11 protein-coding genes are annotated in these 12,668 nt (G+C 59.8%); 8 read left to right on the top strand and 3 right to left on the bottom strand.

Annotated features, from left to right (window positions below):
• Positions 1–80 precede the first annotated feature (80 nt).
• Entirely contained in the window at positions 81–866 is a 786-nt protein-coding gene (gene deoC / locus AO388_RS08940; protein ID WP_003430671.1) for a deoxyribose-phosphate aldolase, read from the bottom strand.
• Positions 867–1,092: 226 nt separating this feature from the next.
• Here deoC and AO388_RS08935 point away from each other — a divergent pair, with 226 nt between their 5' ends.
• Positions 1,093–1,422 (top strand): Rieske (2Fe-2S) protein, encoded by a 330-nt coding sequence (locus AO388_RS08935; protein WP_058416318.1) that lies wholly within the window; start codon positions 1,093–1,095, stop codon positions 1,420–1,422.
• Between the two features lie 30 nt (positions 1,423–1,452).
• Here AO388_RS08935 and sfsA read toward each other — a convergent pair whose 3' ends face one another.
• Both sfsA and AO388_RS08925 read right to left on the bottom strand, forming a co-directional pair.
• Entirely contained in the window at positions 1,453–2,166 is a 714-nt protein-coding gene (sfsA, locus tag AO388_RS08930) for a DNA/RNA nuclease SfsA (protein ID WP_058416316.1), read from the bottom strand.
• Positions 2,166–3,338 carry a pyridoxal phosphate-dependent aminotransferase gene (locus tag AO388_RS08925; protein WP_044310154.1) on the bottom strand — a complete coding sequence of 391 codons (1,173 nt, stop codon included), beginning with the start codon at positions 3,336–3,338 and terminating at the stop codon, positions 2,166–2,168. The genes sfsA and AO388_RS08925 overlap by 1 nt, the downstream gene beginning before the upstream one ends.
• A gap of 348 nt (positions 3,339–3,686) precedes the next feature.
• Between AO388_RS08925 and dksA the strand changes: the two genes are divergently transcribed.
• From dksA to folK, 7 genes are all read left to right on the top strand, one after another.
• Positions 3,687–4,127, top strand: coding sequence for an RNA polymerase-binding protein DksA (gene dksA / locus AO388_RS08920; protein ID WP_003430674.1), 441 nt, complete (start codon positions 3,687–3,689; stop codon positions 4,125–4,127).
• Positions 4,128–4,430: 303 nt separating this feature from the next.
• Positions 4,431–5,318 (top strand): tRNA glutamyl-Q(34) synthetase GluQRS, encoded by an 888-nt coding sequence (gluQRS, locus tag AO388_RS08915; protein WP_003430675.1) that lies wholly within the window; start codon positions 4,431–4,433, stop codon positions 5,316–5,318.
• A 98-nt stretch (positions 5,319–5,416) separates the two neighbouring features.
• A complete protein-coding gene (locus tag AO388_RS08910) occupies positions 5,417–5,593 on the top strand; it encodes a hypothetical protein (protein WP_002552060.1) in 177 nt (58 codons plus the stop codon).
• Positions 5,577–8,531, top strand: coding sequence for a sensor histidine kinase (locus AO388_RS08905; protein ID WP_003430682.1), 2,955 nt, complete (start codon positions 5,577–5,579; stop codon positions 8,529–8,531). Before AO388_RS08910 ends, AO388_RS08905 begins: the two co-directional genes overlap by 17 nt.
• A gap of 22 nt (positions 8,532–8,553) precedes the next feature.
• The gene (locus tag AO388_RS08900; protein ID WP_003430684.1) at positions 8,554–9,987 is read left to right on the top strand and encodes a sigma-54-dependent transcriptional regulator; all 1,434 of its coding nucleotides are present in this window, start codon (positions 8,554–8,556) and stop codon (positions 9,985–9,987) included.
• Positions 9,988–10,685: 698 nt separating this feature from the next.
• Positions 10,686–12,089 (top strand): polynucleotide adenylyltransferase PcnB, encoded by a 1,404-nt coding sequence (locus tag AO388_RS08895; RefSeq protein WP_003345072.1) that lies wholly within the window; start codon positions 10,686–10,688, stop codon positions 12,087–12,089.
• Complete coding sequence (gene folK, locus AO388_RS08890) at positions 12,082–12,588, top strand: 2-amino-4-hydroxy-6-hydroxymethyldihydropteridine diphosphokinase (protein ID WP_003371342.1); 507 nt, start codon at positions 12,082–12,084, stop codon at positions 12,586–12,588. The genes AO388_RS08895 and folK overlap by 8 nt, the downstream gene beginning before the upstream one ends.
• Positions 12,589–12,668: the final 80 nt, after the last annotated feature.

Raw genomic sequence — 12,668 nt, 5'->3', positions numbered from 1 at the left:
TCTCCTCATCAGGCTAATCACGGTTTTTGACCCGGCTCTTTGCCGGGTCTTTTTTTGTCCGGCGCAAAACCAACGAACACTCAAAAACCATCGCCGCTGCCATGCGACTCAAGCAGGCCCAGTCTTGCCAGCAAGTCGTCCAGCAAGCTCGATCCTCCCAGCCGTAAACGCCCGGCGTTGATCCATTGCAGACCAAACCGGGCGCGGACCAGTGCCATGTAAACACGTGCCTCGTCGAACGTACGGATCCCGCCTGCAACCTTCAGCCCCACCTGCCCGCCTACGTCCGCAATCGACTCCAGCATGACCCGTGCAGCCTGCGGCGTGACATGCGTGGCGGCCTTGCCGGTGCTGGTCTTGATAAAGTCGGCGCCTGAGACGATTGCATCGCGGCACGCATTGAGGATCATTTGCGAGTCGCGCAAGTCACCGGTTTCAAGGGTCGCTGTAAGCCTGACCTTCCCGGCACACAAGGCCGAACACGCCGAGATCATCGCCAGGCCGGGTTGCCGGTCTCCGCCGAGCAGCGCGCGAAAGGGGTAGACGACGTCGATCTCGTCCGCGCCCGCCATCAGCGCAGCGCGTACCTGCGCGATGACCGACTGAACATTGCAGCTGCCGTGAGGAAAATTGACCACGGCGATGACCTTGATGTGACGAGCCTGCATGCGATCCAGCGTGGTGCGCGCCAGGCACACGAAACGTTGCTGGACGCTGACCGCTGCGACCGGTCCCACAGGCGTGCATGCACGCCGACAGATGCCGACTATGCGCTGCTCCGTGTCATCTGTATTGAGGGCGAACAGCTCAAGCAGCCCGATGACCTGACGCGCCAGTCGCTCATCATCTGCTGTCATCTCTTTCATAGTGTTTCCGCTCTGCAAAACATGAGCCGACGATATACGGCTGCAAGGCTTGCGGGCGCGGGCGGTGCGCTTAGAGACGAAAGCTACAAAAAGACAGGAAAGGACCGACGCAGCCTGTAATGACCTCAACGTAACGCAGCGCATCGATCCGAAGAAAATGCCAGACTTGTCCGATCAGGCATCAACCCAAAAACTGGCCCCCGAAGAACCGGCCTATGGAGGCTTCTTGATATTCCTCTGCACTTCAAGCCACCTGCCCGAAGCTCACAGCAAAGGCTTCGAGCTGGGCGAACATGCGTTGTTTGCCGTGCGCCGTCAGGGAGAGGTCTTCGTCTACAAAAACCGCTGCCCGCATCGCGGCGTTCCCTTGGAATGGCAACCTGATCAATTTCTGGACAGCAGCGCAAGCCTGATCCAGTGCGCTACGCATGGAGCATTGTTTCTGATCGAGAACGGCGAATGCGTGGCCGGGCCTTGTGAAGGCCAGTCCCTGACCGTCATCAAAAGCCGTGAAGACGCCGAGGGCATCTGGGTGTCGCTGCAGTTGGATGCATGAAGGGGACTGAACCGCCTGTACCCGGATGCCTCAATCCAGCCCGAGTACTTGCAGACGCCGGTCAATAAAGATCTCTTCAGACGTCAGTTGCGCACCGTAGGCAAGAATTTGCACACCGGCATCAACGGCTTCACGCAACGCCGCTGCGTAGGCAGGATCAATCTCCTGCGCAGGCCGCACAGCGTCCACACCGGTGAGATTGACGCAATACAACAGCACGGCGCGCACGCCTTCGCGCGCCAGCGTCGCCAGTTCGCGCAGGTGCCGCGCGCCACGCTGGGTCACCGCATCGGGGAATGCCGCCACGCTGGAACCATCGAACCCCAAAGTGACACTTTTTACTTCCAGGTACAGGTAGCCATCCGGGTACTCCAGACGAAAGTCCACACGGCTTTTTTCCTGGCCGTAGGCCACCTCGCGCTTGAGCGCCGTGAAACCCGTCAGTTCGCTGATGACCCCGGCGCGCAAGGCCTCTTCAACTAGCGTATTGGCCCGTCTGGTATTGATACAGGCCAGGCGACCCTGCGGGGTTTCGCTGATTTCCCAAGTGCCCGGCAGTTTGCGCTTGGGGTCATTCGAGCGACTGAACCACACGCGCCCGCCGGGCATCATGCAGTTGAGCATCGACCCGGTGTTAGGGCAGTGAATGGTCAGCAACTCACCGCTATCGGTTTCGATATCAGCCAGAAAGCGCTTGTAACGCACCAGCAGACGACCCTGTTCAAGCTGCGGAGAAAAACGCATCAGACGCCCCAGCTACGCAAACCGCGAGCAATTCGCTCGACCGCCTGTTCAAGGCGCGGCAGGCTTTGCGTATAGGCAAAGCGCACGTGGTGCCCGGCCTGAAAACGACCAAAGTCCAGGCCGGGCGTAAAGGCAACATGCTCGGTTTCCAGAAAGTGCCGGCAAAAGGCAAAGGCATCACCACCAAACGCGGAGATATCCGCATACAAATAGAAGGCCCCTTCCGGCTCGACTGCGATACCGAAACCCAACTCGCGCAGCGCTGGCAGCAGAAAGTCCCGGCGGCGGCCGAACTCGGCGCGCCGTTGCTCGAGTATGGTCAGTGTCTGCGGCTCAAAACAGGCAAGCGCCGCATGTTGCGCCATGCTCGGCGCGCTGATGTAGAGGTTCTGGGCCAGTTTTTCCAGATCGGCCACCGCATCCTGTGGTGCGACCAGCCACCCCAAACGCCACCCGGTCATGCCGAAATACTTTGAAAAACTATTGAGGACGAAAGCGTCGTTATCCACTTCCAGCACGCTACTGGCATCCACACCGTAGGTCAGGCCGTGATAGATCTCGTCCACCACCAAATGGCCATTGCGGGCTTTCAATGCCTGAGACAAGGCTGCCAGCTCGTCACGACTCAATAGAGTGCCGGTCGGATTGGCCGGCGATGCCACCAGAGCGCCGACACTGTTCGGGTTCCAGTGCGTGGCCACCAGCTCGGGGGTCAGTTGATAGCGCTCCTGCGGACCGACCGGCACCAACTGCGCCTCACCTTCTATCAGACGTAAAAAGTGTCGATTGCACGGGTAGCCAGGGTCGGCCAGCAACCAGTGTTTGCCCGGATCGACCAACAGACTGCTGGTCAGCAACAAGGCGCCTGAACCGCCCGGCGTGACCAGAATCCGCTGAGGATCGATGTCGACGCCGTAACGCTGAGCATAAAACCCGGAAATGGCCTCACGCAGTTGCGGCAGACCGCGCGCGGCGGTGTAGCGCGTCTTGCCGTCTGCCAGCGCCGCCTGGCCAGCCTTTATGATGGGCTGCGCAGTGGTGAAATCGGGCTCGCCGATTTCAAGGTGAATAACGTCATGACCCGCCGCCTGCAATTCATTGGCACGCGCCAGCAATGCCATGACATGAAAAGGTTCTATGGCGCGACTGCGCGCACTGTAAGGCTGGCTCATGGATATTCCTTTATAGGGCGGGTGTTAAAACATGATTGTCATCACGGCGCGCCATGATTCTACCCAACCACCCGCCCGACGGTGCGTTTGCGAACTGAAAAACCCGGTTTCCAAACGCTGAATAAAAGAAAGCTACGACGGTGCACAGCGGCTAGAGTTCATTTGGATGGAGGGCAGATGCGAAATGGCCATCTCCACAAGAAGACGGCGTCGTCATGCTCGACAACCGGGAGTAGCGCACTCCGATTTGATCTGGTAAGTTCGCCCGCTTGCAGCTGCAGGGCCGACGGGTGTCGGTGATGGAACAATCCTGCGCAATAGATTAGAAGAGTGAGAGGCGGTCCAGACATGCCCACCCCAGAAAAGCAACAGAACCATCTAATCAGCGGCTTTGAGCCCTACGTGGAAACGAAGGGTGAAGAGTACATGGGCGAGCCGATGCGCGCGCACTTCACCAAGATCCTGAACAAGTGGAAGAAGGACTTGATGCAAGAGGTCGACCGAACGGTAGACCATATGAAGGACGAAGCTGCCAACTTCCCGGACCCGGCCGACCGTGCCAGTCAGGAAGAAGAGTTCAGCCTTGAACTTCGTGCCCGCGATCGCGAACGCAAGCTGATCAAGAAGATCGACAAGACGCTGCAACTGATCAAGGACGAAGAATATGGCTGGTGCGAATCCTGCGGCGTAGAGATCGGCATCCGCCGTCTTGAGGCTCGCCCGACTGCAGACCAGTGCGTCGACTGCAAGACCCTTGCAGAAATCAAGGAAAAACAGGTCGGTAAATGACCTGGGGCCGCCTTTGACTGAAAAGACGCTTCGGCGTCTTTTTTTGTGCCTGTTGAAAGCACGATGACGGCGAATCTTGTTCCCACTCCGTGCTCATCGCTGTCCACAGTCCAACTGGCTCCCATGCGCTCTTTGATCGCGATGGCACTGACGACGCAGAGTGCGACGTTAGTGACGGCACTGCTGTGTGACGCAGAGCGTCACGAACTGCACGCCGACGCTGAGCATTGACACAAGACTCTGCATAACCCCCCACTGCGTTCCACTTGCCCGCCCAAGCCCGTCACCCGTAACATCCCGCCCATGAAAAAACCGGCCTATATCGGGCGCTTTGCGCCGACTCCCAGTGGTTACCTGCACTTTGGCTCGCTGGTCGCAGCCCTCGCTTCCTATCTCGATGCGCGTGCGGCAAACGGTCATTGGCTGCTGCGCATGGAGGATCTCGACCCGCCGCGTGAAGTGGCCGGCGCGCAGGCGGGGATTCTCGAGACGCTTGAGCGCTACGGTTTTGAATGGGACGGCCAGATGGTGCGGCAAAGCGAACGCCATGACGCCTACGCCGAGATCCTCCAGCGCTGGTTCAATCATGGTCTGGCCTACGCCTGCACCTGCTCGCGCAAACAGCTTGAAGACTTTCAGGGTGTCTATCCGGGTTTCTGCCGCAATGCAGGGCATTCTCCGGAAAACGCCGCCATCCGCATTCGCGTACCGGAGCTGGAATATCGCTTCGAAGACCGGGTTCAGGGCCTCTTCAAAATGCATCTGGGGCGCGAACGCGGTGACTTTGTGATCCGCAGGCGCGATGGTCTGTATGCCTATCAACTGGCCGTAGTCATTGACGACGCCTGGCAAGGCGTCACCGATATCGTCCGCGGTGCCGACCTGCTCGACTCGACACCCCGCCAACTGTACCTGCAGGAACTGCTGGGCCTGCCCCAACCGCGCTACCTGCATGTGCCGTTGATCACCCAGCCTGATGGTCACAAGCTGGGCAAGTCCTATCGTTCCCCGCCACTGCCGGCCGACCAGGCGACGCCGCTGCTGCTTCGGGCCTTGCGAGCACTGGGGCAGCCGCTCGATGCACACATGAGCGATGGCACCGCGCAGGAAGTGCTTGCCTGGGGCATCCGCCACTGGAACGCTGACCTGATACCCCGACTGCGCAATATTGAAGAAGCCCGGATAGACTGATCCAGAGCGGTCGCCGCAAACTGCGACGCAAGGATACTTGCAGGTTATCCGGCATCCGTTAACATGCCGCTCCTCATCTACCAGCGCAGGGAGACCAGATGTACATATACCGGTTGGTTTTGCTTCTGGTGGTCGGCATTTATCTGTTCTCTCCAGCCATCATGGACTGGTGGATCGATGCCACCGGTGCCTGGTATAGGCCCTACATGCTGTGGCTGATCCTGATTGTGGTGACGTTCATTCTGCAGAGCCAGCGAGATGCCGATGAGCTTTAGTCTGACGCAGATGCTGCTGGTCAGCGCCGCCTACCTGCTGGTGCTGTTCGGTGTGGCCTGGGTCAGCGAACACGGTCTGATTCCGCGCTGGATCATTCGTCACCCGCTGACCTACACCCTGTCACTGGGTGTCTACGCCAGCGCCTGGGCGTTTTATGGCACGGTTGGTCTGGCCTATCAGTATGGCTACGGCTTTCTGTCCAGTTATCTGGGGGTGTCCGGGGCCTTCCTCCTCGCGCCGGTGTTGCTTTACCCGATCCTCAGAATTACCCGTACCTACCAGCTGTCATCACTGGCCGATCTGTTCGCCTTTCGTTTTCGCAGCACCTGGGCCGGCGCGCTGACCACCGTATTCATGCTGATCGGCGTGCTGCCACTGCTGGCCTTGCAGATTCAGGCGGTCGCCGACTCCATCGGCATTCTGACCCGCGAGCCGGTGCAGGACCGGGTCGCAGTGGCGTTCTGCGCACTGATCACCCTGTTCACGATTTTCTTTGGCTCACGGCACATCGCCACGCGCGAGAAACACGAGGGCCTGGTGTTCGCCATCGCCTTTGAATCGCTGATCAAGCTGATCGCCTTGGGCGGCGTCGGTCTGTACGCCTTGTATGGCGTGTTCGACGGCCCGCAACAACTGGAACTGTGGCTGCTGCAGAACCAGACCGCCCTCGCCTCGCTGCACACGCCTTTGCAGGAAGGCCCGTGGCGCACGCTGCTGCTGGTGTTCTTCGCCTCGGCCATCGTCATGCCGCACATGTACCACATGACCTTCACGGAAAACCTCAACCCGCGCTCGCTGGTCAGCGCCAGTTGGGGTCTGCCGCTGTTTCTGCTGTTGATCAGCCTCGCAGTACCGCTGATCCTCTGGGCAGGCCTCAAGCTCGGCGCCACCACCAGCCCGGAATACTTCACGCTCGGCATCGGGATCGCCGCCAACAGCAAGTCTCTGGCCCTGCTCGCGTATATCGGCGGGCTGTCGGCGGCCAGCGGGCTGATCATCGTCACCACGCTGGCGTTGTCCGGCATGGCACTCAATCACCTGGTGCTGCCGCTGTATCAGCCACCCGCCGAGGGCAATATCTACCGCTGGCTGAAGTGGACGCGACGCGGACTGATCGTGGCGATCATCGCCTTGGGTTACGGCTTCTATCTGATGCTCGGCGCGCAGCAGGATCTGGCCAATCTGGGCATCGTCGCCTTCGTTGCGACCCTGCAATTCCTGCCGGGTGTGCTGTCGGTACTGTACTGGCCGACCGCCAACCGGCGCGGCTTCATCGCCGGGCTGCTGGCCGGCATTTCGGTCTGGGCGGTCAGCATGCTGTTGCCGCTGATCGGCAACCTGCAGGGCTTCTATATTCCCTGGCTGAACATGATCTATGTGCTGGACGACACCAGTTGGCACATGGCAGCCATCGCCTCGCTGGCCGCCAACGTCTTGCTGTTCACCCTGATCTCGCTGTTCACCAATGCCAGCCCTGAAGAAGCCGGGGCTGCCGAGGCCTGCGCGGTCGATAACGTACGCCGCCCGCAACGCCGTGAACTGCATGCCATCTCGCCGCAGGAGTTCGCCACCCAACTGGCCAAGCCGCTGGGCGCGAAAGCCGCGCAGAAGGAGGTCGAGCAAGCGCTGCGCGATCTCTACCTGCCTTTCGACGAGCGCCGCCCCTATGCCCTGCGCCGCCTGCGCGACCGCATCGAAGCCAACCTGTCCGGGCTGATGGGCCCCAGCGTAGCGCAGGACATGGTGGAAACCTTTCTGCCGTACAAATCGGGCAGCGAAAAATACGTCACCGAAGACATACATTTCATTGAGAGCCGGCTTGAGGACTACCACTCGCGCCTCACCGGCCTTGCCGCCGAACTCGATGCCTTGCGCCGCTACCACCGCCAGACCCTTCAGGAACTGCCGATGGGCGTCTGCTCGCTGGCCGAAGATCAGGAGATCCTGATGTGGAACAGGGCCATGGAAGAATTGACCGGAATCGTCGCCCAGCGCGTGGTCGGTTCGCGACTGGAAACCATTGCCGAGCCGTGGAAGGGCCTGCTGACCGGTTTTACCAGCCTGCCCGATGAGCATTTGCACAAGCAGAAGCTCGGTCTGGACGGCCAGACCCGTTGGCTCAATCTGCACAAGGCAGCCATCAACGAGCCCCTGGCGCCGGGCAACAGCGGCCTGGTGGTGCTGGTCGAAGACCTGACCGACACGCAAATGCTCGAAGACAAGCTGGTGCACTCGGAACGTCTGGCAAGTATTGGCCGACTGGCCGCCGGTGTGGCGCACGAAATCGGCAATCCGATCACCGGTATTGCCTGTCTCGCCCAGAATCTGCGCGAAGAACGCGAAGAGGACGGCGAGCTCAAGGAAATCAGCAGCCAGATCCTCGAGCAGACCAAGCGCGTATCGCGCATCGTCCAGTCATTGATGAGCTTTGCCCACGCGGGCGCCCATCAACATAGCGACGAAGCCGTTTGTCTGGCCGTGGTGGCTCAGGATGCTATTGGTCTGCTGGCGCTGAACCGGCGTAATTTCGAAGTACAGTTCTACAACCTGTGCAACCCTGAGCACTGGGCTGTCGGCGATCCGCAGCGGCTGGCGCAGGTGTTGATCAATCTGCTCTCCAATGCCCGCGATGCCTCCCCGGCAGGCAGTGCAGTCAGGGTCAGAAGCGAAGTATCCGAGCACACTGTGGACTTGATCGTCGAAGACGAAGGCAGTGGGATTTCAAAGGCAATCATGGACCGATTGTTCGAGCCGTTCTTCACCACCAAGGACCCTGGCGAGGGAACCGGACTTGGCCTGGCGCTGGTCTATTCCATCGTTGAAGAGCATTATGGACAAATCACTATCGACAGCCCGGCCGATCCCGAGCAGCAGCGTGGAACCCGAATCAGGGTGACCTTGCCACGCCATGTCGACGCGACGTCCACCGCGAACTGAGACCGTCGAGAGAACTGAATCAATGCCGCATATTTTGATCGTCGAAGACGAAACGATTATCCGCTCAGCCCTGCGTCGCCTGCTTGAACGCAACCAGTATGAAGTCAGTGAAGCCGGCTCCGTTCAAGAGGCTCAGGAACGCTTCAGCATCCCGTCGTTCGATCTGATCGTCAGCGACCTGCGCCTGCCTGGCGCGCCCGGCACCGAGCTGATCAAGCTCGGCGAAGGCAAACCGGTGCTGATCATGACCAGTTACGCGAGCCTGCGCTCGGCGGTCGACTCGATGAAGATGGGCGCGGTGGACTACATCGCCAAACCCTTCGATCACGATGAAATGCTCCAGGCAGTCTCGCGGATCCTGCGTGATCGACAGACGGTCAAGCACCTTCAGGACGAGCGCAACGCCACCGCCAAAACCAGCAGCGCTGAAAAAGGCCCGGCACAGAACCATAATGGCGAGATCGGCATCATCGGCTCATGCCCGCCCATGCTCGATCTCTACAGCAAGATCCGCAAAGTCGCCCCGACTGATTCCAATGTTCTGATTCAAGGGGAATCAGGCACTGGTAAGGAACTGGTCGCCCGCGCCCTGCACAATCTCTCACGCCGCGCCAAGGCGCCGATGATTTCCGTCAACTGTGCGGCCATTCCCGAATCGCTGATCGAATCCGAACTGTTCGGTCACGAGAAAGGCGCGTTCACCGGAGCCAGCGCAGGCCGTGCAGGTCTGGTTGAGGCCGCTGACGGTGGCACGCTGTTTCTCGATGAAATCGGCGAACTGCCGCTGGAAGCGCAGGCTCGCCTGTTGCGCGTATTGCAAGAGGGCGAAATCCGTCGCGTCGGCTCGGTGCAATCGCAAAAGGTCGACGTACGCCTGATTGCCGCGACCCACAGGGACCTGAAAACGCTGGCCAAAAATGGCGAGTTTCGTGAAGACCTGTTCTATCGCTTGCACGTCATCGCCCTGAAACTCCCGGCGCTGCGGGAACGTGGCAGCGACATCCTGGAAATCGCCCGTGCGTTCCTGGCTCGCCAGAGCAGCAAGGTCGGGCGCGACGACCTCAAATTTGCACATGACGCGGAACAGGCTATCCGCCATTACAGTTGGCCGGGCAACGTACGCGAGCTGGAAAACGCCGTGGAACGCTCGGTGATTCTGTGCGAGAACCCGGAAATCACCGCTGACCTGCTGGGTATCGACATTGAGCTCGACGGGCTGGATGACGACGAATACATGGGCATGGCGCCGTTGCCGGGTTCTTCTGGCTCGACGGGCAACGAGCCCGCCGAAGACCTGTCGCTCGAAGACTATTTTCAGCACTTCGTTCTGGAGCATCAGGACCATATGACTGAGACCGAGCTGGCGCGCAAACTGGGTGTCAGTCGCAAATGTCTGTGGGAGCGCCGTCAGCGTCTGGGTATCCCGCGTCGCAAGGGTGTCGCCAACGAGACATAAAATCAGCCCAAGGCTCTGGCACGCGGTGCGCAGGGCGGGGACAAACTGTTACCTCACGCGCTTCACGTAACAAAAGCCGGGTCTTACGGTAACGCAGGCCCGGCTTTTTTGTGCGCACTCGAACGGCCTTTCGCCCGCAAAGGCCCGGTTTACGGGGCCTGGTCAAAGTTGGCACAGCTTCTGCTATATGCTTGGTACAAGAAGAACAACAAGCCGTACGACACCCATAATAAAAACAATACGAATCGACTCACGCATAACAAGAACAACACGGCGGAGGCGCAGCTAACTGATTCTTTTGGAGAGGAGTTGTATTGGGGGCTTGCCCCGCAACCAGGCCGAGAACAACAAAAACTACCCTTAGGTAGCGCCTGAACTGGTTGGATCGAATGATCATTGCAACGCAGCGACCAAAGCAATCCGTTTGCTCTTGACTCCCGATTGGGAGGTTTCACAGACGCAAGTCTCGTGAATGGGCACTCAACAAAAACAAGAAGCCCAGGCAGAAAACAATAATAAAGAGCACACACTTTGGGGGAGCTTCGGCTCCCCCAGTAGCTTCCCCGCCTTGATCCGCGCCATCGCTTACCCTTCCGCGACAGCTTCCTACACCATCACTCGACTAAATGCTAGAATCCCCGCCCATCATGCGGTCATTCCACGTTTTTGGCCGAATATTCCTTCAAACAGTGCATCCCATGCTGAAGAAGTTGTTCCAGTCATTTCGTTCCCCACTGCGCAAACCGCAGCAACACACGCGCACCACGCCTGAAGTGCTCAACAGCAGCCAACATTCGCTGCAACGCAGTCAGTTCAGCCGCTATGCCGTGAATATCGTCGAGCGCCTGCAGAATGCCGGCTACCAGGCCTATCTGGTCGGTGGCTGCGTACGCGACATGATGCTCAACATCACGCCCAAGGATTTTGACGTCGCCACCAGCGCCACGCCCGAACAGGTGCGTGCCGAATTCCGCAACGCGCGGATCATCGGTCGTCGGTTCAAGCTGGTGCACATCCACTTCGGTCGCGAAATCATCGAAGTGGCGACATTCCGCGCCAATCATCCTCAGGATGACGAAGAAGAGGACAGCAACCAGTCCTCGCGCAATGAAAGCGGACGCATCCTGCGTGACAACGTATACGGCACACTTGAAGAAGACGCCCAGCGTCGCGACTTCACGATCAACGCGCTTTACTACGATCCGGTCAGCGAGCGCGTTCTGGATTACGCCAACGGCGTGCATGACATCCGCAATCGCCTGATCCGCCTGATCGGCGATCCGGAGCAGCGTTATAAAGAAGACCCGGTGCGCATGCTGCGTGCCGTGCGCTTCGCGGCCAAGCTGGACTTCGGCATCGAGAAGCACAGCGCTCAACCTATCCGCGCACTGGCGCCGATGCTGCGTGACATTCCGTCGGCCCGCCTGTTCGAAGAAGTGCTCAAACTGTTCCTCTCCGGGCACGCCGCCCCCACCTTTGAAATGCTGGTGGACCTGGAGCTGTTCGAACCGTTGTTCCCGGCCAGCTCCAAGGCCCTGGAATACAACCCGACCTACACCCATACGCTGATCAGCAATGCGCTGATCAATACCGACCTGCGCATCAAGCAGAACAAACCGGTCACGCCGGCGTTTCTGTTTGCTGCCCTGCTCTGGCCTGCGCTGCCAGCCAAGGTGCTGCGCGCTCAGGAACGTGGCATGCCGCCGATTGCAGCGATGCAGGAAGCCGCTCACGAACTGATCATCGAGCAATGCCAGCGCATCGCGATTCCCAAGCGCTTCACCCTGCCGATCCGCGAGATCTGGGACATGCAGGAGCGCCTGCCGCGCCGTTCGGGCAAACGCGCCGACCTGCTGCTCGACAACTCGCGGTTCCGCGCGGGCTACGACTTCCTGCTGTTGCGTGAAACAGCCGGCGAGCAGACCGATGGTCTGGGCCAGTGGTGGACCGATTATCAGGACTGCAACGACAGCGAACGCCGCGACATGATTCGCGACCTGAGCAACAAGCCTGAAGCGGCGGGCACAGCCCCGCGCAAGCGTCGTCGTAACAGCGGCGCCAAACGCAAGCGCACCACGGGCGAGGCGCAAAGCGGTGAGTGAACCGCTGTTGGCCACTGAACGCGTGTATATCGGTCTGGGCAGCAACCTGGCTGACCCGGCCGAACAATTGCGCAGCGCCCTCAAAGCCATTTCGCAGTTGCCCGGTTGTCACTTGAGCGGCGTGTCGTCCTTCTATATCAGCGACTCGCTACTGCCAGGCCAACCGCGCTTCACCAATGCCGTCGCGGCAATCGACACCGCTCTGCCCCCCCTGACGCTGCTTGATGCGCTGCAAGCCATTGAGCTGGATCAGGGCCGCGAACGCCATGAACGCTGGGGGCCGCGCACGCTGGACCTCGATATTCTGCTGTTCGGCGACCGTCTGATTGACGAACCACGCCTCAAAGTGCCGCATTACCACATGCAGGCCAGGGCATTCGTGCTGTACCCACTGGCAGAGCTGGCTCCAGAGCTGACACTGGCCGACGGGCGCCCACTGAATCGCCTGCTTGATGAATGCCCGTTCACAGGTCTTGAGCGTCTGCCTGCCGAGGCATGAAGCCTGTCTGTCACCGCACCGGTGTAACCGGTCGGACGCACAGGTAACACCTTCAATTGACTTCACGCCCCCTCCTCACG

The organism is Pseudomonas sp. ICMP 10191, assembly GCF_001467335.1.
GTDB lineage: Bacteria > Pseudomonadota > Gammaproteobacteria > Pseudomonadales > Pseudomonadaceae > Aquipseudomonas > Aquipseudomonas cerasi.
Note: the sequence above shows the minus strand (reverse complement) of the source record. Positions and strands in the feature narration are given on the sequence as shown.